Genomic DNA, 23,107 nt, shown 5'->3' on the forward strand with positions numbered 1-23,107 from the left:
ACCTTAAAATCCTATTAATATTGTTATTTTAGACCAAAATTATAAGTATGGCAAAAAAGAGCATTCTCAATAAAAAATCAATAGATTTTCTTACTAAATATTTAAATAATGCTGCTCCAACCGGTTATGAGTGGGAAGGGCAAAAATTGTGGATGGATTACCTGAAACCTTATGTGGATGAATTCATCACAGATACTTACGGTACAGCTGTTGGTGTCATTAACCCAGAAGCTAAGTATAAGGTCGTGATTGAAGGACATGCCGATGAAATCTCGTGGTATGTAAATTACATATCGGATAAAGGCTTGATATATGTTGTTAGAAATGGAGGAAGCGATCATCAAATTGCACCGAGTAAAGTTGTAAATATTCATACCAAAAAAGGCATTGTTAAAGGTGTATTTGGCTGGCCAGCAATTCATACAAGAAGTAGAGTTAAAGAAGAGCCTCCAAAGCCAGACAATATCTGTATCGATATAGGCGCAAAAGATAAAGCTGAAGTCGAAAAAATGGGTGTCCATGTTGGATGCGTAATTACGTATCCTGATGAGTTTCATATTCTAAACAAAAACAAATTTGTTTGTAGAGCTTTAGATAATAGGATGGGTGGCTTTATGATAGCTGAAGTTGCGCGTCTACTACACGAGAATAAAAAGAAGTTACCTTTTGGACTTTACATTACCAATTCTGTACAAGAAGAGATTGGTCTAAGAGGTGCAGAAATGATTACTGAAACCATCCAGCCAAACGTAGCCATAGTTACTGACGTTACTCACGATACTACAACACCGATGATCGACATGAAAAAACAAGGTCATGCGGAGATTGGCAAAGGTCCTGTTGTAGCTTATGCTCCTGCTGTACAACAAAGATTAAGAGATCTTATTACGGATACAGCGGAAGAGAAGAAAATTCCTTTCCAGCGCGCTGCATTATCCAGAGCAACAGGAACAGATACAGATGCCTTTGCATACAGTAATGGTGGTGTAGCTTCTGCGTTAATTTCATTACCGCTTCGCTATATGCACACTACAGTAGAAATGGTTCATAGAGACGATGTAGAAAATGTAATCAGATTGATTTACGAATCTCTCTTAAAGATTAAGGACGGCGAAACATTTAGTTATTTTGATTGATAATGACTGTTCAGCATCAAAAACATCTTTTCGATCTTCCAGATGATGTTATATATCTAAATATTGCTAGCCAATCCCCTTCTTTCAAAACGGTGACAGAAGCTGGATTGGAAGGGATTCGACAGAAGAGTCTTCCCTACACGATAACTATCTCGGATTACTTTGACCCTGTAATTGAGCTTCGGAAATTATTCGCACAACTTATTGATGTTGATGAGTACAATAGAATAGCCAATATTCCTTCCGTGTCTTATGGCATGGCCAGTATAGCTAATAATATCACGCTTAAAGAAGGTGATGAAATTATCCTTATTGAAGAGCAATTCCCAAGTAATTATTACATCTGGGAACGATTGGCAAAAACATATAACGCCACGTTAAAAACTATAGCTCAACCTAAAGACACTGCAAATAATGTAGCGAAATGGAATGAAGATATTCTAAACGCAATTTCAGATAAAACGGCCTTGGTCACCATGGGAAATATCCATTGGTCCAATGGCTCGTTATTCAATCTAAAAGCCATAAGAGAAAAAACCAGAACACATAATTCACTTTTGGTTATTGATGGTAGTCAATCTATTGGTGCATATCCGTTTTCCGTAAAAGATATTGAACCAGATGCCTTGGTGAGTGCAGGTTATAAGTGGTTATTTGGACCTTACGGTTGTGCATATGCTTACTTTGGACCATATTTTGACAATGGCACACCTATCGAAGAAAATTGGTGCAATCGCTTGAATAGTGAAGACTTTACTGGATTGACATCCTATGAATCTCAATACAAACCTCTAGCAAGCAGATATGCAGCTGGCGAAGGTGGTAGCTTTATCTATGTAAGAATGCAAATAGCTGCACTAAAAAGTGTACTAGCTTGGCAGCCAGAAACGATACAAGACTATTGTAAAAGCATTACAAAGAAGATTGTATCTAAGTTGAAAGCTCTAGGATGTCATATTGAAGATGATGCGAATCGCACACATCACTTATTTGGTGTAAAACTTCCTGAAACAATCGATATAGATGCTTTAAAAGAAATGCTGAAAGCACAAAATATCTATATTTCATTCAGAGGGCAGTACATACGACTATCCTGTCATTTATTTAATACCGAGGAAGATTTTGATAAGCTTTACGATTGTATAGCTTCAACTATAAAAAGCTAGTCTCATGGTAGAACTCATTGATATCGTTACCAAAGACCAAAAACCTACTGCACAAGTAGCTTCTAAGTCTGAAGTGCATGCTCAAGGGTTATATCACAATACAGCGCATATTTGGTTTTATACCAAAACTAATGAAGTGCTTTTAGCACAACGTTCAGCCTCAAAATTGATATGTCCGTTGCTTTGGGATGTTTCTGTAGCGGGTCATGTAGATGCTGGAGAAACCATAGAAGAAGCTGCAATACGAGAAACACAAGAAGAAATAGGCTTAATAATTCAAGAAACTGATTTAAAAAAGATTGGTGTGTTTGAGTGTTTTCAGGACTATGATAGTGGCTTTAAAGATTATGAGTTTCACAACACATATCTTTCAGAATTAAAAGTCGAGATACAAGATTTGAAATTTAACACAGAAGAAGTAGAAGCTATAAAGCTTGTTTCTTTCCCTTCTTTTGAAGAACTCTTAGAAGGAAGTGAAACCAATGGTCATTTTGTAGCGACTAATAGAGCCTACTACGAGTTCGTTTTAGAACAAATTAAATTACAATTAAGCGCGTGAGTCTATCTACTATAAATTTATTGCTTCTGGCTATTGCTCCAGTTTTTGTCATCATCGTATATGTTTATACGAGGGATAAATATGAAAAAGAGCCTGGCTCGTTTCTGTTCAAAAACTTTTTATTAGGTGCTATAGTCAGCATTGTAGTGACTACTATTATTTACGTAGTAATAGACCAGTTTTTGCCTCTTAATGATAAACAGAGTATTATTCAGCAATTCATAAAAGCCTTCTTTGTTGTCGGCCTTACTGAAGAATTTAGCAAATATATCATGGTGCGCTATTATGCGCAACCCAATAAAGAGTTCAATGAACCTTATGACGGTATCATATACGCCGTTATGGTGTCCATGGGGTTTGCAGCTACTGAGAACATTATCTATGTGCTTCAAGGTGGTGTGCATACTGCTTTAATCAGGGCATTTACTGCGGTTCCTGCACATGCAACTTTTGCGATACTAATGGGATACTTTATGGGAAAAGCCAAATTCTCTAAGAATAGAATAAGACTAAACCTTACAGGGCTTTTACTCGCAGCTTTATTTCATGGTGCCTACGACTTTTTCTTATTCATTGAGTTCATTCCTGGAATCTGGATAGGTGCATTTGTTTCACTAGGAATCGGTCTGGTTCTAGCAAGAAAAGCCATCAAAAGACATCAAAATAGTTCACACTTTAAAGAATAAAAAATACCTATCTTTAAAACCATTTAAAATTAAATTGAATGGATCATAAATTCAACGTAAAAGTTAACCAATCTCACACGTTTCAACTTTCAGAAGAAGACATAAATCATCTAGATATTTCAAAGCATCAAAGTGATTCTGCACATGTATTAAAGGATAATAAATCCTTTGAAACTAAAGTTGTTGAAACCAATCTTAATTCAAAAACTTACACAGTCGTTGTCAATGGTAGCGATTACAAGGTCACTATCGAAGATGAGTTGGATCAGCTCATTGCTAAAATGGGTTTTGCGGTTGGAAGTTCCAAAAAAGTAAACTCCGTAAAAGCACCAATGCCTGGATTGATTTTGGATATTGTAGTGAAAGAAGCGCAAGAAGTCAATGAGGGTGACAATTTAGTAATCCTCGAAGCCATGAAAATGGAAAACGTAATCACCTCACCTAGAGATGGCGTCATTAAAAGCATTTCAGTATCCAAGACAGAAACTGTAGAAAAGAATCAACTATTAATTGAATTTGAATAATTGTGAGCACTGAGCGGAGTCGAAGTGCAATAAAAGAATAAAACCTAAACTTCCACCAAGTGGAAATGAATTGAAATAGTTCAATGAAAAAAATACTTATAGCCAATAGAGGCGAAATTGCGATACGTGTTATGCGAACCGCGAAAAAGATGGGTATAAAAACGGTCGCTGTATATTCTGAAGTCGATCGTAACATGCCGCATGTTACTTATGCAGATGAAGCGGTTTGCATCGGAAAAGCACCATCATCAGAATCCTATTTACGAGGTGAAAAAATTATAGAAGTTTCCAAAGCGTTAAATGTCGATGCCATTCATCCAGGCTATGGCTTTTTGAGTGAGAATGCTGACTTTGCAGAGCTATGTGAAGCCAATGATATTATTTTCATTGGACCAAAATCCAAAGCCATTACCGTAATGGGTAGTAAGCTTGCTGCTAAAGAAACTGTAAAAGCCTACAATATCCCTATGGTTCCTGGAATCGATGAAGCCATTACTGATGTTGACAAAGCTAAAGCAATTGCAAAGGATATTGGTTTTCCTATTCTCATAAAAGCTTCTGCAGGAGGTGGTGGAAAAGGAATGCGCGTAGTGTCTGCTGAAGATGAACTAGAATCACAGATGAATAGAGCCATTAGTGAAGCCACATCTGCTTTTGGAGATGGTTCTGTATTTATAGAAAAGTATGTTGCCTCTCCTCGCCATATCGAAATACAAGTTATGGCGGATACACATGGAAATATTGTTCACCTTTTTGAGCGTGAATGTAGTATTCAACGTCGTCATCAAAAAGTTGTGGAAGAAGCACCATCAACAGTGTTGACACCAGAACTGAGAGCCGAAATGGGACAAGCAGCAATCGATGTTGCAAAATCTTGTGACTATGTTGGTGCAGGAACTGTAGAATTCTTACTAGACGAAAACAAGAATTTCTATTTCTTGGAAATGAATACCAGACTACAGGTAGAACATCCTGTGACCGAATTAATTTCTAACGTAGATTTAGTGGAGCTACAAATCAGAGTAGCGCGTGGTGAAGTATTACCTATCACTCAGGATGATTTAAAAATCAAAGGTCATGCCTTAGAACTTAGGGTGTATGCTGAAGATCCTCTGAATGATTTCCTACCTAGTGTCGGTACTCTAGAAACTTATAAGCTACCTGTAGGAGAAGGTATAAGAGTAGATAACGGTATCGGTGAAGGTATGGATGTCCCTATTTATTATGATCCTATGCTGTCCAAACTGATTACGTATGGCAAAACTCGTATGGAAGCAATACAACTCATGAAGAAAGCCATAGACAACTATAAAGTTGAAGGTATAGAAACTACATTACCATTCGGGAAATTTGTCTGTGACCATGATGCCTTCATTTCAGGTGATTTTGACACACATTTTGTTAAGACACATTATTCACCTGAAGCTATAGAAGCAGAATACAAAGAAGAAGCTGAAGTTGCAGCTATGGTGGCTTTGCAACAGTATTTAAAAGATCGTGAAACTTTAAGATTACCAAATTAACTTTTGTCAGTTAGGTTTCGACTACGCTCAACCTGACAAAGCTAATACATGAAATGTCTGATCGAGCACAGTCGAGATCTTATAAAAACAATGAAACTAATAATAGAATGAACTCTAAGATAGAAGCACTAAACGAAAAACTCCAACAAGCATATCTTGGTGGTGGACAAGCTAGAATAGACAAGCAGCACGAAAAGAAAAAGCTAACTGCCAGAGAACGTATTGAATACCTTCTCGATGAAAATTCTTTTGAAGAGATTGGTGCTTTGGTCACTCATCGTACCAAAGACTTTGGTATGGAAAACCAAAAATTCTATGGTGATGGTGTAGTAACGGGTTATGGTACTATTGATGGGCGCTTAGTTTATATTTTCGCACAAGATTTCACCGTATTTGGAGGCTCATTATCTGAAACACATGCTGAAAAGATTTGCAAAATTATGGATATGGCAGTCAATGTTGGTGCGCCTTTAATTGGTTTGAATGATTCTGGAGGTGCTCGTATACAAGAAGGTGTGCGCTCTTTGGGTGGTTATGCTGATATCTTCTATCGCAATGTTCAAGCATCTGGTGTCATTCCACAAATCTCAGCGATTATGGGACCCTGTGCTGGTGGTGCGGTATATTCTCCTGCTATGACTGATTTTACGATGATGGTTGAAGACACAAGTTACATGTTTGTTACTGGTCCAAATGTTGTGAAAACGGTTACAAATGAAGAAGTTACCAGCGAAGACCTTGGTGGTGCAAGTACACATTCTACAAAATCTGGTGTAGCGCATATTACCTCTGCCAATGATGTTGAATGTTTGGAAGATTTAAAGCGTCTCCTCTCCTACTTACCGCAAAACAATACTGAAAAACCAGCTAAGTTTGATGTTGAACTTGGTGAAGAAGTTAGAGATTCACTTTCCGAAATTATTCCAGATAATGCAAATCAGCCTTATGACATGCATCAAGTGATTGAAGGCGTTATCGATACAGATTCTTTCTATGAAATCCATAAGGATTATGCTGAAAACATTATTGTTGGTTTTGCACGATTAGGAGGTCGTAGCATTGGTATTGTTGCCAATCAGCCGATGTTTCTGGCTGGTGTCCTCGATGTAAATAGTTCTAAGAAAGCTGCACGTTTTGTACGTTTCTGTGACTGTTTCAATATTCCTTTATTGGTTTTTGAAGATGTTCCTGGATTCCTTCCTGGTACAGATCAAGAGTGGAATGGTATTATTGTTCACGGTGCCAAACTGTTATATGCCTTTAGTGAAGCGACAGTACCAAGAGTTACTGTGATTACTAGAAAAGCCTATGGAGGTGCTTATGATGTAATGAACTCTAAGCACATCGGCTCTGATATGAATTTCGCTTGGCCTAGTGCAGAAATTGCTGTTATGGGCGCGAAAGGCGCAGCAGAGATTATCTTTAAAAAGGATATAAAATCTGCGGATGACCCTGAAGCCATGTGGAAGGAAAAAGAAGCTGAATATGCCGAACTCTTTGCCAATCCATATAGTGCTGCTGAACGTGGTTTTATAGATGAAGTCATTTTGCCAAAGAATACCAGACGTAAGCTCATAAAAGCATTTGCAATGCTTGAACACAAGTCTGTTGACAAGCCTAAGCGCAAGCATGGGAATATTCCTTTGTAGATCAGATTACAGATTACAGATTACTTAGTTTGTTTTTTAAGTAGCTAATATGAATATTTCTGTTAGAAAAATAAGCTGGACTAAAAGTAGTGGGATTATACTAATAGTTATGTGTTTAAGTGCAATACTATTAAAATATCTAGTTGAACCATATCGAGGCACTTGGATTTATCAATATGGAAACATGATTTCACTTTATCTTTTTTATGGTGGAACCATATGCTCTTTGGTGAACTCAATCTTCTTAGTCTTAAAACATAAATCTGAAATAAGAAACAATCTGATTTGGATTCTTTTAAGTGCTATCCCCTTTTTGTACATAGCCATAATGATAAGTATAGCTGTATTGGCAGATTATGAATTAGAACGCAATTTTTAATGATGAAGCAACTTATTTTTGTTAGCATATTTCTACTGTTTGGTACTGGTTTGTTACTAGTAAATGACTTCAAGAGCGACCAATTAAAATTTCCTAGAGTAAAGCAAGCCTATTCTGAGAAAGAAAAGTGCATCAAGGATATGCTTCTAGAGCTCAGCATTAAAAAGGTTCATATTTACATTCGAGCGTTTAAGCAAGAAGAAAAGCTTGAGGTTTGGGGAAAGGATAAGGATGATCAAAGGTTTAAACTTATTACTTCATTCCCGTTTTGTTATTCGTCAGGGTATCTAGGTCCAAAAAGACGACAAGGAGATTATCAAATTCCAGAAGGGTTTTACGAAATAGATAGATTTAATCCTGAGAGTAATTTTCATCTTTCTTTGGGGATTGATTATCCCAACGAATCAGATAAAATACAGTCTAATGCGAGTAAATTGGGAGGCGATATATTTATTCATGGATCATGCTTTACAGTTGGATGCATACCAATTACTGACGATTGGATTGAAGAAGTGTATATTCTTGCCGTTGAGGCAAAACATAATGGTCAATTAGCCATTCCTGTACACATATTCCCATCAAAATTAAATGATGACAATTATGAGGAATTGATCAAAGTACATGCTAACTATAAAGAGTTTTGGTTAAACTTAAAAGAAGGTTACCATTATTTTGAAAGTACTCGGCTAATTCCAACCATTACTGTGAATGAGGATGGAAAATATCTGATAAACTAAAAACTGCCAAGCTCAATACTATTATTCACTAAATACTCAATTTTATAGAATTGATAGTATATTTATTAATCGTTGGAAAAATCTAAAGATGAAAAAAATTGTAATACTTTTTGCTTGTATATTATTACTTCATTGCAATTCTAAGAATAAAAAAAATTCCCAAAATACTACTCAAAACACCGAGATTAATTGCACAGACAAGTTATGCTTTGGTACTTACGAGGGTCCTGAATTTATAGGCAAATCTGATGTAGCGCATCAGTTTTCAAACAAGATGTCTGCAACTGTTGGTGACCAATTGAAGAAATTATATGCAAAGGAATTGTACAGTAAAGTAGATTTTCAAAATATAGAAATGTCTACTGAAGGTATGGGCTCAGGTGAAGTCGTTTATTATCTGGAAATTCCTTTTATATCTGTAGATGAGAAATGCGATGCATATACTTCATTTGATCATGTAGGTGGTTGGAATCATACGCCTTCACTAGAAAGGAGAAAGAAAGAATTAAGCGCAGTGCTTATGGAAGGACATCAGTTAGATATTAGTGATTTAAAAACTACTTCTGAAGGCTTACAAGAATATTGGATACAATGGAAAAACAAAAACACTCAAGCCGATTGCGAGTAAACATTAATCAAATTTAACAGACGTTATAAATCCTCAACCAATAATTTAAAGTCGTATTGCAAATCTTCATGTAGTTTACCAATAGCTTTCTTTGCCATTCGTAATTGGGTATCGTAGGTATTCACCAGCACTCTATTTCTTTTGAAAGAAGGTCTCATGTTAGCTAATGTTTTACAGAAATGGATCAGGATTTCGGCTTCTGTTTCAGGCTTTTTGGAATAGCGAATGTAACGCTTCACTTGTCTTAAAATCTTCCGGATACTTTTCTTGATATAGTGATAACTCGCAGTATTTATTGCTTCAAATTCAGCATCGATATAGGATTTCACGCCGTCAATGTAAGTGGATTCACTTTCAGACTCAAATACCAAATAGGTTAGCAACTCTTTGCTTTCTAACTTAAAGCGTGCCATAGCCAAGCAATACTCGTATAATTCTTCTTTACTACTATGTTTTAATTCTTTTCTAAGTTCTGAAATGGTTGCTACCTTCATGCAATTGGGGTTAAAATATCCTGCCGTAATAATTGAGGTCTACGATCTTACCTTTGGTTGTTTTATAATCTCTTCTGATAGTGCCCTCCAGCTCAAATTCATTTTTTAGTGCTACGCTAATACTACCAATATTATTGGACTCAGCTCTACACAATAACTTCTTGAACTTGTAAGTATTACTAATATGTTCTATAACATGCTTAACGGATTTGGAGATGATGCCTTTTCCTTCGTAATTATGATCAATAAAGTATCCAACTTCGGCTTTGGGAATCGACCAATCAATATTTTTGATATCGACCAAACCTATATAATCATTTGTCTTAGTATCAGAGATGATATAAGGTAAATATGATTTCTCTTTGATTCTTATATCGATGATCTTACAATAGGCCTCTGTATCGAGACGTGTTTTAGTTTTTGAAACGGTACCAGCAAAAAAGTCTTCTAATCGGCTTCTATTATTGTCAATAAGCATAAAGAAATCTTCACTACGTCTCGTATCTAAAAGCGATATCTCAAATTCGCCAACGGGTTTTACCATTCTATTCTTTTACATTAATTTGCTGAGCGTCCAGCTCTATATCCATATGCTATAGAACGTGGTCCACCAGACCAAGCTCCATAAAAACGATAGCCAATAGGAGAATGTGGATTAAAATCTCCATAAGCTGTACCTACTTTATAGTAGCCTCCACCTCTATAACCAAAGCCACCTATTTCATTATCACTTTTTGGCCAGTCATCATTAGTGGCACTACCGAATCTTAATTTACCATCACCATGAGTCCCAATAAAGGATCTTCCTAGTTGATTCCCAATGGTAATGACACGTTCCCAAAGACTTCCGCTCAAATCCATAACCCAATAATATGATGCTCCAAAGACAGGTCGGTTTGCATCAGTCAACTGACTCTCATCAATGCCATCAGAAAACACCAAATCGCCAGATTCGTGTACATAGCGTTCTAAATCATTGTAATTGTTAGTTCCCCAAACAAACTCCGCAGGTATGGGTTCCGAAGGGCCTCGAGCTGCCTTCTCATATTCCAATTCAGTGATTGGACGCAACGCAGCCCAATCTGTAAAAGCCAAAGCGTCTGAAAAACTAAAATAGTTCATCGGTCGTTGCGGATATTCTGCCACATATTTACCATCAATAAGTCTAATGCTCCCTCTTTCTTCATAATAAGTCCTACCTCCTATTGGCGAACGTTTATAGGTATCCGTTTCTGATAATGTATTCAGAAAGGCTGCATATTGTCCTTGATTGAGTTCATACTTCATAACATAAAACGCATCATAACCTTTTGGAAACTCCGCAGGTACTGGTCCTTGCTGATCTCCATTGTACAATGCTCTTTCGCTCCAATAGTATAGCGCATTGTCTTTTGCGCCTACTTCTATGGCATCTTCGGAAGTAATTGTAATTAAGCCTTTTGCTTTTCCATTGGCATCACTTTTATATAATGCAGCCTTCTTTTCTGCTGCTTCGTCTGGACTTCCTATTGTAAATTTTCCTTGTGGGATGTATACCATCTCTAGACCATGAACGGTAAGCCCTTGTAGTTTATCCCAACCGAGCTCATTGCCTTCTGAATCAATAAGAATTTGCAGTTTGAAGTTCATATCGCCTCTGTATGTTTTACTCGGATAAATTAGAAAGCCTAAGCGATCTTCTGAAATTTCGATGGTAGGTGACGATGCCGCTCCTGAACGATTCTTTAATATTAAATGGCCATCTGCTTTGAGTTTTACATGATTGTTCCAAGATCCGTTGTATTTTAAGAATACCCATACTGCATCATGGTTTTTAGCATTATTCCATGCGTTTTTCCATTCAATGTCAAAGATTACACTCAGTGGTGTATTGATCACTTCTGGTCTCTTGACGCTTCGTATATTATCTATTTTTAAATCTGAAGCATAGTTAAACTGAAATGATAGCATTCCAATTAAAAAGATTAGAAAAGGTTTCATGTTTATGATTGTTTTTGATTGATGTCACTCCAAAAGTCTTCTGTGGTAATTGATCTGTCCCAAATGATACGACAAATGCATGATGAGATGTACTAAAAAGTACTCTGTTGTCATATAGTCTTCAAACGGATTTCGTCTGTACTCCTCTTGCAGATCTGCTTCTGGTAATTTTTCTAATGCAGTAGTTACGTCTACAATAGTTTCATCTATTTGCTTCAAAATCTCTTGCCTAGGCACATCTTTCAGTGAAAACTCTAAATCTCGTTGTCTGATATATCCTGTATCGCCTAGTTGCGCTCCAATAAAATGCTTCAAATTTCCAACGATATGCAGTCCAAGGTTTCCAGCACAATTTGAAATCCCTTCAGGAACCAACCACATATTAGCTTCATCCTTGTAAGATTCAAGTTCAGTCTTGAGTTTATTTAAGTCTCTGGTAAATAGTTTTATTAACGTGTCTTTAATCATTGCTTTAATCTTATGTTTAATCAAAAGGTAACAAATCTGGCTCCAAAAAAGATGATTTAGCCATTTTAGAATTGAATAAATCTATGCCATAATGTTGTCCAAGTATGTCTTTGAAATTAGTTTTTAAGCGAGGAAACTCATCAATAAAATCTTTAAAATTATGTGATTTAGATTTTAGCGTGAAATGATATACAGCTCGCACTGCAGCAATAGTCACTGTCTCATTATACTTACTCACCGCTCCTAAATGATTTACATAATTAATCAATTGAGACTTCACCATGTCTACCGCCTGTTCTATACCATACGCTTTGACATAAATCCATGCTAGTCGTAAATGCGCCTCATGGCTAAATAATGAAGGTGGTAACGTTGCATTTTTGAACTCATTGGCAAATTCTTCGTCAGTAAAATGAAAGTGATTTGTCATAGTATAAAAATAGACAATAAATCCCTTAAATTTGCGCTGTGCAAAATCAACCTAAGCTAAAAGTAGAATTTGTGCTGTTAATGGCAGCATTGATGTCCTTAGTAGCCCTTTCTATAGATGCTATGCTTCCTGCATTACCAGACATTGGAAACTACTTGAGTGTCGAGGATCCTAATAAAAATCAGCTACTAATCACAATGATTTTCCTTGGTCTAGGAAGTGGTCAATTGATTTTAGGACCATTATCCGATAGCTTTGGCAGAAAGCCAATTGTCTATATCGGGTTTGTCATTTTTGGTATTGCGAGTTATATCTGTCTAAGCACAAAATCCTTCGAGATGATGATTATTGGTCGTGTGTTGCAAGGTGTTGGGCTTTCTGCTATGCGGACTGTAGCCATAGCTATGGTAAGGGATTTATATGAAGGTGATTATATGGCTAAGATTCTGTCTATAGTGGTAATGACCTTTATTTTGGTACCAGTGATTGCTCCGACTCTTGGACAATGGTTATTGGATTTATTCAATTGGCAATCGATATTTCTATTTAACCTCATCTATGGCGTCTTTATTTTATTGTGGTTCTCTAGAAGACAAAATGAAACTTTAAAGCCTCAGTACAAAATTCCGTTTACAGGACGTCTGTTTATTGATGGCACTATAGAATTCTTTAAGCATAAAGATGCTGTTGCTTACACATTAGTCTCAGGTTTTATTACTGGGTCTTTTATGGTTTGGTTAAGTACTTCTCAACAAATTTTCGAGCAGCAATATGACCTCAAGGCAGAGTTTCCATACATATTTGCTAGCATGGCTATTTCTGTTGGATTTTCAACATTTATGAATAGTAGAATTGTAGTGCGTTATGGTATGTGGAGAATCGCCTATTGGGCGATTATAGCTTATGTATTAGTTTCATTGTCTTATGTACTTTTACACTTAAATGGCAACAATCCAAGCTTGATTATTTTACTGATGTTCTTCTCGCTACAGTTTTTCTCAGTCGGCTTTATCTTTGGAAATATGCGAGCCTTAGCTATGCAACCTTTGGGTCACATAGCTGGTATAGGCTCTGCAATTAATGGATTCATTTCTACAGTAATGGCTGTTCCAATTGCCAATTACATTGGTAGTTTTGTAGAAACTTCAGTCTTACCTCTATTTATAGGATTTACCATATTTGGAGTCCTTTCTTTGCTGACCTTTCTTAGAATGAAAGCTTCAAAAACTTAATCCTTACCTAAGGTATACTGCCTGACTAATTCTCAGCATCCAAATGAATAACTCTTACACGCGATGGTGTAAGACCATTCCCTACGTTAGTCGCAACTTCATTGACATATAATTTTGTCCCATCTGGACTAACATCTAAATCATTAGGTAAGGATAAGTTTGAGTTCAAGGCAGCTCCATTAGTTCCGCCTCTAGTCCCATTTCCTGCAAGCAATGTTGCATTTCCATTCATATCAATTTCGTAAACACTGTTTGCCGATCTCGCAATAACATACAACCTATCATTTGCATAAATAATATGCCCATTGTTGTTTCCTGGAATCGTAGAAAAAGTGCTAGCGTTTCCATTACTATCAACTCTTATAACGCTTCCATTATTAAAGTTTGCAACAAATAAATTTCCACTAGCATCAAAGGTTATTCCATTTGGGCAAGATAAAAGACCGCTAGAAGCAAAAACAGATTGATTGCCTTGAGGTGTAATTCTTATGATGTTATTTCCACCACAATTGGCCACAAACAGATTACCCTGAGCATCTATAGCGATTCCTATAGGAACTGATAGAAAGCCTCCTGATGAAAAATTGGTCGTAACACCATTTGTATCTGTAACAGAAATTCTATTTCCGCCTTGGTGCGATTGATAAAAATTACCTTGAGCATCAAAATGGTTACCAGAAGCGCCATCTGCAAATCCTGAAATAAACGTAGACACATCTCCATTTGGTGTAACTCTAGCTACCTGAGTGCCATTATGCAATGGCAATGAGACGCCAAAATCAGCGACATAGACATTACCTGCTTGGTCTACCGAAACACCTCCAGTACCAATATTGATCGTTTGTACCAGCGTGCTCACCAAATTAGTCCTCTCTATAGTGAAAGATGAAGATGGATTTGATAATGCACTGAGGGTCTCATCTTCTTCATGAACGGATAAAACAAACAATTTATATATCTCTCCTTCAATGATATCGTCTCCATCAACATCTTTTAAATCACTAGGCAAAACAGCCTGACTTAAGGCTGAAGCTAATTCAGCATACCTACCTGATATAACGGTCAGCGCTGTTGCCAAATCTAGAGTGTTAGCATTTTTTACAACATAAATTCTGTACATGGACAATTGAGCAGAAAATGCTGCTGGTTGAAAACTTGTATCTATATCAGAAGCATTACCATTATTGGTATTGTCAACAATACTGATTGAAGATACAGGCTGTAAAGGCTGTGAACTTGGGTCAATCAATGAAAATACATTCGAGAATGATGATAAGGCACTTAGACTTTCATCAGAATCATGTATTGAAATTATTGCAACTTTATAATTGGTTTCTTCTTCAATAGTGTCACCATCTGTATCCCTTAAACTTGATGGTAAGGTCACTTCGTTAACACCAGCAGAAAATTGAAAGAAAGCATCATTAGGCAAATCCAGTGCTTCTGACAGTGTAATACTTGCTGCAGATTTCAGCACAATAGCTCTGTATGCTAATAAGCCCTCTTGGGTTGATGCTGTAAAGATTACGTTGATATCTGAAGCGTCGCCATTATTGGCTATGTCTGTCGCTATGATTGATGAAACGGCATTAAGTGGACTAGGTGGCGTTACCATAGTAGAATCATCACTACCGCCACAAGCGAATATCAGGAATAAAACGATTAATATATTATTCTTCATAATTAAAACCTTTAAATACGTTATACAATGATTCTAAAGCTTGATGAATCGCTTTACCACTGCTCTATTCCCTTTAGTTATTCTAATAAAATAAACTCCACTACTTTGATTAAAGTTTGAGAGCTTTACTGCATTGCCCTCTATTGATAGATCATCATCCTTGAATTCTATTAATTTCTGACCAAGAAAGTTCAGTACTTCAACTTTGAAGTTATTTTCAAATGATGAATTAGTAAATTGGATTGTAAGCTCATCTCCTTTAAGCGGGTTTGGATACACTGATACTTCATCCAAAATCGAGAAATCTTCAACACTTAATGTATCATATGCATCCGAAATCCATATACCTCGTCCGAAAGTGGCTATTCTAAGTTTTTGATCAGCAGAATTATATTCAATATCCTGAACAAAAGTGATAGGGAGATTGTGGTTAAACTCCGTCCAGTTTGCGCCTCCATTAATAGTAATAAACACGCCTAAGTCAGTGGCTGCATAGACAATATCATCATTGGTTAAGTCCACAGCAATCGCATTAACCTGAATATCTGGTAAATCCCCTTGAATTGATGACCAAGTATCTCCACCATCGACAGATTTGTATACATGCGGATTGTTTGGATTGATACTATTTCTACTTATAAATAATGTCTGTGAGTCTTGTCCACTAGTCTTTACATCTGTCATTCTCCAGCCGGGAGCACTATTGGTCAGTTGCCAGGTTTCACCAGTATCATTACTCCTGTAAACATTCCAAGCAACATTAGTCCATGCAGCTGCATAGCATACACTAGGATCCGCTGCACTAAATGCTAAATCTGTTACTATAGACGCCGTTAGTTTCTTTTGCCAAAGGTTCCCATTATTTGTAGTCTTGTAAAGCCCTTGTTGTGTAGAGCCAAACAAAATGCTGGAATTTGTCGGATGCATCTTGAGAGGTCCGAAATGACCTGTAGTATTTTCATTGAGGTTCATCCCATTGGTTATTTGGTTGGCCAATGTTGCTGTTCCGTTATCTGCTCTCCAATAGGTTCCATTAATCCAAGTTCCGTAAAATGTATTTGGATTCGTATGGTCAACAGCGACATCCACACCGTCGAAAAATCCCCATCGTTCCCAATTCAATCCGTTGGCAATATTAGCGCCTTGTAGACCATGATCCCATAGACCTCCAATGACAACATTTGGATTGCTCAATCCAGAAGCTACAGATAAAAACTGCGCATTGACTAAACCATTATTCACATTGGTCCAGCAACCTCCATTGTCTCCACTTTTTGCAACACCTCCATCACTAAAAGAGTACACCGTAAACGGGTCGAAAGGATCAAAGCCCAAATCGTGATGATCGGCATAGGTAGCACATACTGGCGTGTGTACACAGGTTGCACAAGCTGTTCGGTCTTTTTGATTCCATGTTACACCTCCATCTAAGCTTTGCCATAGTGTGATGCCTCCAAATATGACAATATTTGGATTTAAAGGTGATACAGCTATAGTGTTGTTAAACCAACCTTGGCAAAAAGTCCCCAATGAGTTTGTAATACAAAATGCATTAGGAGCACTATTCATTTTGGTCCAACTTGCGCCATTGTCCACAGTCTTATAGACACCTTCTAAGGCTGTGTCGCTCAACCGAGTGATACTCGCATACAGCACATTTGTATTTGAGCGACATTGGTCTAGGCTAATAAAGTTGATATTCATTGTTGGAAGTCCATTAGTCAATACATTAAAGGTATTACCACCATCTGTAGATTTGAATATCCCAACATTCTCTCGAGTAACAAATATGATATCTGGGTTATCGTTCTGAATTACAATATCATTGAATATGAAATTTTGATGATTAGTTCCGTCTCCCAGAACTAGTGACCAATTATCACCTGCATCTATACTTTTCCATAGACCATTACTCGCTGCCATCCAGAGAATGTTTGTGTTTGTAGGATGCCAAGCTAACTTCAATACAGAAACCCCTGCAGAGCTTGGAAATCCGAAATTTGTTGGTGTCCAGGTAAGACCTCTATCTGTAGATTTAAATACGCCTAAACCACCTTTTATAACAATACCTGGTGGTGAAAAACCTTCTCCTGTTCCAATAATCAATGTATTACTATCTGTTGGGTGCACTACAACTGCTCCCACTCCTGTCGATGGTATATTGTCTGTCATTGGAATCCAATTGTCTCCTCCATCTTCAGAGAGCCATAGACCTCCAGAAGCAGAGCCTCCCCAAACCACATCGGGTACATTTGGATCGAAGGCATGAGAAATCATTCTACCTCCATGACCATCCATATCGATCGGCCCTATGTTTTGCCAATTTGCAGTTGGTCCAGATCCGGAACGTTCTCCTAAGGAACGAGTGCTCTCGAATAGTTCCCAACGGTTATTGGCACTACTTATCCCTTCAAAATTTCGACGCTGTTCGTAAAAATGTCGTTCTCTAAAGTATGGCATGTATCCAGTACCCTTGAGACCAGTTAGATTATTCCCGTTATTTTCTAATAACGAATGGTAGTAAGCGTCTCTTTCAATAATAGCTTCTGGAATAAAACCTTGTGTGTCTGAGTTTGTTTCTTGAGCATTTACTTTAGAATAGAGTATACTCAGTAATGATAAAATTAGTAATGTTCGTTTCATAGCAATTTTTCTTATAGTTAAACATCATGCTTTTATAACAAAGGAAAATGTTACTACGAAATTGCTATTGTAAAAAAGCGAATAAAGCTACATGAAACTAAGAGTAATAATATTGCTGAATATAGTCTTCTGTATTCAATAATGACTTACTAAATACGGATTCATTATAGGCAAGTGGTGTACTACTTGTAAATGATGCAAAGTCTTTATAGAAATGACTTAAATCGTAATATCCTAAGGCTAAAGCCAAAGGTTCTATTTTTACGTTAATATTTTCAGCTAAAACCAGAGAAGCTTTCTTAATTCTAAGCAAGCGCTTATAGCGCATTGGACTCACTCCGATGTGTTCTCTGTATTGCATTTCGAAATATCTTGTACTACCTGTTTGTTTTTGTGGTGCTGATAAATTTTGGATTGAATTAAAGAGCTTAAAGATATCTAGCTTTAACGCTGGTGTGGCCTCTCGATGTGTGTTGAGAAGGCGCGATAGTTTTTCATTGATTACCCTAGAGATTACTTTATCTATGTCATAGAAGCTGGATGAATCTATATAGGATGGAAAAAAGTTATAGCCTATATCTTCTAAAGAAACTACTTGGTTTTTTATCAAATAAGCTTGATCTCCCAATACATTTGATGTAATCCAAGGCATCATTTTGAATGATAAAATAACCGTATCTGAGCCAAGTTCTAAATATGCATGTTTATCGACAAGACCAATTAAGGCGTCCTTTTTGACACTAAACTTTTCAGAGTCAACAACAATGTTTAGCTTACCTTTTAGTAGAAATAAAATTTCGGGAAATCCATCAGCAATTAAGGGCAACCGACAAGAACTTTCATCGTTTACTAAAGCCCATATGCTTTGCAGCTCCTCTTTAAATGGGTGCTCTTTCTTATAATTATAAAACCTAACCACAATACGTATTTACTCAAAGTTACACATATTATCAATAGGCTAAAAAAAGATTCTGTTAAGATTTTTGGTGGTTAGATTTTAAAAACTTCCATCATCCACGTCTTTGATAAAATCTATAAGACCTTCAAAAAATACTTTTTGGTCATCGAATTGTGATAGATGACTACCATCTGGACAAAGGAGAAAACGTCCATTTTGAACTTCAGTGGAAATCCATTTCATATGCTCTGGATCCATAGTATCATGTGTAGCGCCTATTGTTAGTGTTGGCACCGTAATTTCTTTCAACCTGTCTTTCACATCCCAGTTGAGTAAGGTAGCATTTCCTTTGATACCGAATTCACTAGGTCCTTGCATGGTAACATATACATCTGGATTAACATGTTTAAAGGCTCTGTTTAAAGGTTCTGGCCACTCATCTACAGGCATCCTAATAACGTGCTTTGGATAATAGTTCTGTATGATTAAATCTAAATAGCGTTCGTTAGAATAGTCTTCGGCTGCTTCATACTTCAAGATTTCATCCAGAACTTCTTTTGGCAGTTTTGGTGCTAGCACTTCAGCCGAATATTTATTGTAATCGTCAATGGAAGCTACCATATTAGAAATCACCAAGCCTTTCAAATTATCTTGATACTTAAGTGCATATTGCATCCCTAAGATTCCTCCCCAAGATTGTCCGTACAAGTAAAAATTGTCTTTATTCAATCCGAGCGAAACTCTTACTTGCTCTACCTCTTCTACAAAACGGTCAAGATCCCATAGTGACAAATCTTTAGGCTGGTCGCTGTAATAAGATCCTAGCTGATCATAGTAGTAATACTCTATGCCTTCTTGAGGAAAAAACCCATCAAAACATTCATAGAGCTCGTGGGTCATTCCTGGTCCTCCATGTAGCAATAGAACTTTGATTTTTGGGTTATTCCCAACCCGCTTTGTCCAAACTTTGAATTCTCCTTTTGGAGTTTGAATCGGTATCATCTTAATTCCTCCAAGGAACCGATCTTCTTTACCTGAGTTGTCTAAATACTCAGTAACCGCAGTTTCATTTATTGAATCTTTTACCTCTTCTTGTTCATTTTCTTTACAACTAAATACCACTAAACACAAACAACTTACAAGCAATACTATTTTTTTCATCACTAGATATCTTTATGCTTTCTAAGTTACTAAAAATTAAAAAACCTCCCTGTAAAACAGCACAAGGAGGTCTGGTATGGCTGCAAAATTACCCCTTTAGTTTACTAAACAGCCAATAAACCAAATCTAAAACCTAAATGATAGCCCAATAGATATAGGTCCAGATTATATTAAGAGATAGCCTCCCACTAGTTGCAGGAGGCTTATCATAGCTATTAATTAATTATCCCTCTTAATAGCCTGGGGCCCAGTCCATAGCAATCTTTTCAATGAGCATACATTCATAACATCGTATACTATAAGGGGTTATCTAAAAGCATGGTTGCTGAAGGTTATCTACACTAATTAATCACAATACATATAGAACACCATGCTTTTTGAATAACCCAATCAAATAATTTCAAACATATAGTAAGCATCCATAATCTTTGGTTAAATCACAACTCAACACTTCTAGGTCTTTAAAACAACCCTGTCAATTGAACTTAAAATGTCATTGTGTGTTATGCAAAAATTAGAATATAGGGAGACAGGGGAAATCATAGGTTAAATGGTTGATGTAATATGTCTGCAAGTTATATAGCCTACTTCTCTCACAAAATAAGAGCAAACTCTTATTTTATAGGTGCTAACGCGTAGCCTATATTTGTAGATTACACATAAAAAAACCTCCTAATCATTACATTAGGAGGTTAAGCTTAGCTGCAAAAATTACCCCTTTAGTTTATTATAACAGCTAAAATTTATACAACCTTTTTATGAAGCATCAGTACACACATATTATGTATACTGATGCATCTGCTATTAATCCATTCTCTGGGAACGTCAATTTTTTCTTTTAGTAATTTTTGATTTAGTCAATGGTAACTATAATCAATTGCAATATAGAATCATAGTTACAAAGGAGAAATACGTGCAAACACTTAATTTATAAGAGTTAGTACTTAGCGAATAAAAATGTTAAGCATTATGTAATTGGTATCATTAACCTCATTGTAGTTCCTTTATTGGGCTTGCTATCTACAAATAATCTAGATCTCATTATTCTTGCTCGCTCCAGAAGTGTTTTCATACCCATGCTTGTAAGCATCGTAAGTCTTTCATTTATTTCAAAACCAATTCCATTGTCTTGTATAACAGCTTCAATATTTGCATCGTCTTTAGAAATATTTACAGCTACGGTTTTTGCTTTAGAATGTTTTACAATGTTATTTAGAGCTTCTTGAATACATCTATAAAGGTGAAGTGCATTTTCTTTGCTCAGGTCATTGTCAATATTATCTATATCTGTTGTAAAAAATATGTTTGTATTAGCATCTACCTGATTGATCAATGATTCTATTACTGCTGTAACACCAAGCCGTTCTATGGTAGCTGGATAAAGTCCTTTGGATATACTTCTTAACTCTTCCATTGTGTCTTTTGCTAGGTAATCGATGTCATCATCTTTGAAGGCTTTTATCTTTTTGATTAATAGCATGAGTTTTTGCCCTACACTATCATGAAGATCTCTTGCCACCTTAGTACGTTCTGTCTCTTGGGTTTTTATGAGTTCTTGAGAGAACTTAACCTGATTCTTTTTTTGTTTTCGTGTAAACTTTTGTGTGCGCACTAAGTAAATAATTACAAAGGCCAAAGCCAATCCTGTACCTCCAAAAAGCATCAGTTGGTCCTTAGCTTTATTTTTGATGTCGAGCATACCAATCTCAGCTTCCTGAGATTCTATCATTGCATCTCGCTTTTTGGTTTCGTAAAGCGTTTGATAATATGTCAGCGCCCTTGTATTTTCCAAATTATTGATACTGTCGGTCAATGATGCAAATTTTTTGAAATGATAGTAGGCTTTATCAGTATTGTTTATCTTTTCATAAGCATTGGCTAAAAAATTATGTACAGATTGTCGGTTAGTGATATTGATACTCGAATTGAAATCGATAAGTCCCTCCTGTATATAAATTGCTTTTCTTGTATTTCCTCTTGAAAACTCATAATGCGCCAATGCTGCATTGTAATTAAAGTTGTCATCAGCGATACTTAAGTAATCTGGAAGGTTGTGAATTTCTTCTAATATTGTCTTTGCCTTTTTTAGACTGTCTGTTTTGGCATATACACGAAATAAGGCGATTAATACCTTTGGTTTTTCATTAGGTCTATTTGCTTTATCAACATAATGATTAGCTTGTTTCAAATTATAAACCATGGATTCATAATCCTCCAAAGCTTCATTATCCACAGCTTTATTATAAAATGTTGATTGTAATAAATAATAATGCTTTCTATGTTTTGCAATCTTTATTAAATCATCTCTAACTGCATTGGCATCTTCTACAAAACCTATGCTTCCATACAGGTTCGCTCTATAGTTTTGTGCAATCATCAAGCTAGATGTATCTTTAGCTTTAGCAGAGATTTCTTCAGCTTCTGTAAGCAAAAGACCAGCTTCAGCAAACTTACCTATTCTGGTTAATGCTTCGGCTCCATAAACTTTGGCTTTACTCAGAATAGTAGAGTCTTTAGCTAAGACAGCATACTTTTCGGATTCGCTATAGATATCAATAGACTTTTCTACTTCTCCTGAGAAGAAATAACTATCGCCAGCATTCATATTTAGAACGGCGTTGGTTAATGGGTCAGAAATATCATAATGTTTTGATTTGAGCTCTTCAAAAATTCTTTTTGCTTCTTCTGGGTTTCTGGCTCTATTAGACAGGTAAAAAATTCGATCTGATGTATGCTTAACTGCTAATCTAAAAGAATCTATTTCTATAGCATAGTCAATAGTTTGTGTTACTATAGAATCATAGTTATACTTTTGTTCATAAAGCACTAGATTACAAAGGCTATCTAGTAATTTTATTTTTTTCTCTTTTGAAGAATATCTTATCTCTTCTTTTAACAGTTTTACATTTGAATCTAAAGGAACTTGTTGGCCATGAAGTTGCATGGCAACACCTAGAAGGAGGAAAATAAGTAGTCGCATTTTGCTTAAAGATATAGCAAAGGGGTATACTGTAAAGATAGCACTTTGTTTTGGATAAAACCTTGTTGCCAGAAGTTGCCTACCTCTTTATAAAAACCTCCTTGCAAAAACATACAAGGAGGTTGGCACAGCTGAAGGTTTTTAATTTTACCC

General features: G+C 36.4%; 20 protein-coding genes. 10 read left to right on the forward strand and 10 right to left on the reverse strand.

Annotated features, from left to right (window positions below; all coding sequences use genetic code 11):
- The first annotated feature begins 47 nt into the window (after positions 1-47).
- From NCE97_RS04120 to NCE97_RS04160, 9 genes are all read left to right on the forward strand, one after another.
- Complete coding sequence (locus tag NCE97_RS04120; RefSeq protein WP_353777623.1) at positions 48-1,136, forward strand: M42 family metallopeptidase; 1,089 nt, start codon at positions 48-50, stop codon at positions 1,134-1,136.
- A gap of 2 nt (positions 1,137-1,138) precedes the next feature.
- The gene (locus NCE97_RS04125; RefSeq protein WP_353777624.1) at positions 1,139-2,302 is read left to right on the forward strand and encodes an aminotransferase class V-fold PLP-dependent enzyme; all 1,164 of its coding nucleotides are present in this window, start codon (positions 1,139-1,141) and stop codon (positions 2,300-2,302) included.
- 4 nt (positions 2,303-2,306) lie between these two features.
- Positions 2,307-2,861 (forward strand): NUDIX hydrolase, encoded by a 555-nt coding sequence (locus tag NCE97_RS04130; RefSeq protein ID WP_353777625.1) that lies wholly within the window; start codon positions 2,307-2,309, stop codon positions 2,859-2,861.
- Positions 2,862-2,872: 11 nt separating this feature from the next.
- The gene (locus tag NCE97_RS04135; RefSeq protein WP_353778260.1) at positions 2,873-3,547 is read left to right on the forward strand and encodes a PrsW family intramembrane metalloprotease; all 675 of its coding nucleotides are present in this window, start codon (positions 2,873-2,875) and stop codon (positions 3,545-3,547) included.
- Between the two features lie 38 nt (positions 3,548-3,585).
- The gene (locus NCE97_RS04140) at positions 3,586-4,071 is read left to right on the forward strand and encodes an acyl-CoA carboxylase biotin carboxyl carrier protein subunit (protein WP_353777626.1); all 486 of its coding nucleotides are present in this window, start codon (positions 3,586-3,588) and stop codon (positions 4,069-4,071) included.
- An 83-nt stretch (positions 4,072-4,154) separates the two neighbouring features.
- Positions 4,155-5,594 carry an acetyl-CoA carboxylase biotin carboxylase subunit gene (gene accC / locus NCE97_RS04145; RefSeq protein ID WP_353777627.1) on the forward strand — a complete coding sequence of 480 codons (1,440 nt, stop codon included), beginning with the start codon at positions 4,155-4,157 and terminating at the stop codon, positions 5,592-5,594.
- 107 nt (positions 5,595-5,701) lie between these two features.
- A complete protein-coding gene (locus NCE97_RS04150) occupies positions 5,702-7,243 on the forward strand; it encodes an acyl-CoA carboxylase subunit beta (protein WP_353778261.1) in 1,542 nt (513 codons plus the stop codon).
- Positions 7,244-7,621: 378 nt separating this feature from the next.
- Positions 7,622-8,359 (forward strand): L,D-transpeptidase family protein, encoded by a 738-nt coding sequence (locus NCE97_RS04155; RefSeq protein WP_353777628.1) that lies wholly within the window; start codon positions 7,622-7,624, stop codon positions 8,357-8,359.
- A gap of 88 nt (positions 8,360-8,447) precedes the next feature.
- Positions 8,448-8,987: a hypothetical protein gene (locus tag NCE97_RS04160; RefSeq protein ID WP_353777629.1), complete on the forward strand. Its 540-nt coding sequence runs from the start codon at positions 8,448-8,450 to the stop codon at positions 8,985-8,987.
- Between the two features lie 23 nt (positions 8,988-9,010).
- Here NCE97_RS04160 and NCE97_RS04165 read toward each other — a convergent pair whose 3' ends face one another.
- From NCE97_RS04165 to NCE97_RS04185, 5 genes are read right to left on the reverse strand one after another with little or no spacing between them, the layout of a single operon-like run.
- Positions 9,011-9,481: a hypothetical protein gene (locus NCE97_RS04165; RefSeq protein WP_353777630.1), complete on the reverse strand. Its 471-nt coding sequence runs from the start codon at positions 9,479-9,481 to the stop codon at positions 9,011-9,013.
- A 10-nt stretch (positions 9,482-9,491) separates the two neighbouring features.
- Positions 9,492-10,025 carry a GNAT family N-acetyltransferase gene (locus NCE97_RS04170; RefSeq protein WP_353777632.1) on the reverse strand — a complete coding sequence of 178 codons (534 nt, stop codon included), beginning with the start codon at positions 10,023-10,025 and terminating at the stop codon, positions 9,492-9,494.
- Between the two features lie 14 nt (positions 10,026-10,039).
- Complete coding sequence (locus NCE97_RS04175; RefSeq protein ID WP_353777633.1) at positions 10,040-11,461, reverse strand: formylglycine-generating enzyme family protein; 1,422 nt, start codon at positions 11,459-11,461, stop codon at positions 10,040-10,042.
- A 24-nt stretch (positions 11,462-11,485) separates the two neighbouring features.
- Positions 11,486-11,929 carry a DinB family protein gene (locus NCE97_RS04180; RefSeq protein ID WP_353777634.1) on the reverse strand — a complete coding sequence of 148 codons (444 nt, stop codon included), beginning with the start codon at positions 11,927-11,929 and terminating at the stop codon, positions 11,486-11,488.
- Positions 11,930-11,945: 16 nt separating this feature from the next.
- Complete coding sequence (locus NCE97_RS04185) at positions 11,946-12,359, reverse strand: hypothetical protein (protein WP_353777635.1); 414 nt, start codon at positions 12,357-12,359, stop codon at positions 11,946-11,948.
- A gap of 38 nt (positions 12,360-12,397) precedes the next feature.
- Here NCE97_RS04185 and NCE97_RS04190 point away from each other — a divergent pair, with 38 nt between their 5' ends.
- Complete coding sequence (locus NCE97_RS04190) at positions 12,398-13,591, forward strand: multidrug effflux MFS transporter (RefSeq protein WP_353777636.1); 1,194 nt, start codon at positions 12,398-12,400, stop codon at positions 13,589-13,591.
- Between the two features lie 25 nt (positions 13,592-13,616).
- Here the strand turns inward: NCE97_RS04190 and NCE97_RS04195 are convergent, their stop codons facing one another.
- The 5 genes from NCE97_RS04195 to NCE97_RS04215 all read right to left on the reverse strand — a co-directional run bounded on the left by NCE97_RS04195 (position 13,617) and on the right by NCE97_RS04215 (position 22,954).
- Complete coding sequence (locus tag NCE97_RS04195) at positions 13,617-15,272, reverse strand: virginiamycin B lyase family protein (RefSeq protein ID WP_353777637.1); 1,656 nt, start codon at positions 15,270-15,272, stop codon at positions 13,617-13,619.
- 33 nt (positions 15,273-15,305) lie between these two features.
- Positions 15,306-17,915 carry a T9SS type A sorting domain-containing protein gene (locus NCE97_RS04200; RefSeq protein ID WP_353777638.1) on the reverse strand — a complete coding sequence of 870 codons (2,610 nt, stop codon included), beginning with the start codon at positions 17,913-17,915 and terminating at the stop codon, positions 15,306-15,308.
- Positions 17,916-18,012: 97 nt separating this feature from the next.
- Positions 18,013-18,834, reverse strand: a complete 822-nt coding sequence (locus NCE97_RS04205) for a helix-turn-helix domain-containing protein (RefSeq protein ID WP_353777639.1) — start codon at positions 18,832-18,834, stop codon at positions 18,013-18,015.
- A 78-nt stretch (positions 18,835-18,912) separates the two neighbouring features.
- On the reverse strand, positions 18,913-19,974 hold the full coding sequence (locus NCE97_RS04210) for a proline iminopeptidase-family hydrolase (RefSeq protein WP_353777640.1): 1,062 nt from the start codon (positions 19,972-19,974) through the stop codon (positions 18,913-18,915).
- Positions 19,975-20,941: 967 nt separating this feature from the next.
- Complete coding sequence (locus NCE97_RS04215) at positions 20,942-22,954, reverse strand: tetratricopeptide repeat-containing sensor histidine kinase (protein ID WP_353777641.1); 2,013 nt, start codon at positions 22,952-22,954, stop codon at positions 20,942-20,944.
- Positions 22,955-23,107: the final 153 nt, after the last annotated feature.

The organism is Winogradskyella sp. 3972H.M.0a.05, from assembly GCF_040493455.1.
Classification (GTDB): domain Bacteria; phylum Bacteroidota; class Bacteroidia; order Flavobacteriales; family Flavobacteriaceae; genus Microcosmobacter.

Excerpts from the sequence above, each read along its gene's own strand:
- NCE97_RS04120 (WP_353777623.1), top strand. The coding sequence starts at position 48 with ATGGCAAAAAAGAGCATTCTCAATAAAAAATCAATAGATTTTCTTACT.
- NCE97_RS04125 (WP_353777624.1), top strand. The coding sequence starts at position 1,139 with ATGACTGTTCAGCATCAAAAACATCTTTTCGATCTTCCAGATGATGTT.
- NCE97_RS04130 (WP_353777625.1), top strand. The coding sequence starts at position 2,307 with ATGGTAGAACTCATTGATATCGTTACCAAAGACCAAAAACCTACTGCA.
- NCE97_RS04140 (WP_353777626.1), top strand. The coding sequence starts at position 3,586 with ATGGATCATAAATTCAACGTAAAAGTTAACCAATCTCACACGTTTCAA.
- accC (WP_353777627.1), top strand. The coding sequence starts at position 4,155 with ATGAAAAAAATACTTATAGCCAATAGAGGCGAAATTGCGATACGTGTT.
- NCE97_RS04150 (WP_353778261.1), top strand. The coding sequence starts at position 5,702 with ATGAACTCTAAGATAGAAGCACTAAACGAAAAACTCCAACAAGCATAT.
- NCE97_RS04155 (WP_353777628.1), top strand. The coding sequence starts at position 7,622 with ATGATGAAGCAACTTATTTTTGTTAGCATATTTCTACTGTTTGGTACT.
- NCE97_RS04160 (WP_353777629.1), top strand. The coding sequence starts at position 8,448 with ATGAAAAAAATTGTAATACTTTTTGCTTGTATATTATTACTTCATTGC.
- NCE97_RS04165 (WP_353777630.1), bottom strand. The coding sequence starts at position 9,481 with ATGAAGGTAGCAACCATTTCAGAACTTAGAAAAGAATTAAAACATAGT.
- NCE97_RS04170 (WP_353777632.1), bottom strand. The coding sequence starts at position 10,025 with ATGGTAAAACCCGTTGGCGAATTTGAGATATCGCTTTTAGATACGAGA.
- NCE97_RS04175 (WP_353777633.1), bottom strand. The coding sequence starts at position 11,461 with ATGAAACCTTTTCTAATCTTTTTAATTGGAATGCTATCATTTCAGTTT.
- NCE97_RS04180 (WP_353777634.1), bottom strand. The coding sequence starts at position 11,929 with ATGATTAAAGACACGTTAATAAAACTATTTACCAGAGACTTAAATAAA.
- NCE97_RS04185 (WP_353777635.1), bottom strand. The coding sequence starts at position 12,359 with ATGACAAATCACTTTCATTTTACTGACGAAGAATTTGCCAATGAGTTC.
- NCE97_RS04195 (WP_353777637.1), bottom strand. The coding sequence starts at position 15,272 with ATGAAGAATAATATATTAATCGTTTTATTCCTGATATTCGCTTGTGGC.
- NCE97_RS04200 (WP_353777638.1), bottom strand. The coding sequence starts at position 17,915 with ATGAAACGAACATTACTAATTTTATCATTACTGAGTATACTCTATTCT.
- NCE97_RS04210 (WP_353777640.1), bottom strand. The coding sequence starts at position 19,974 with ATGAAAAAAATAGTATTGCTTGTAAGTTGTTTGTGTTTAGTGGTATTT.
- NCE97_RS04215 (WP_353777641.1), bottom strand. The coding sequence starts at position 22,954 with ATGCGACTACTTATTTTCCTCCTTCTAGGTGTTGCCATGCAACTTCAT.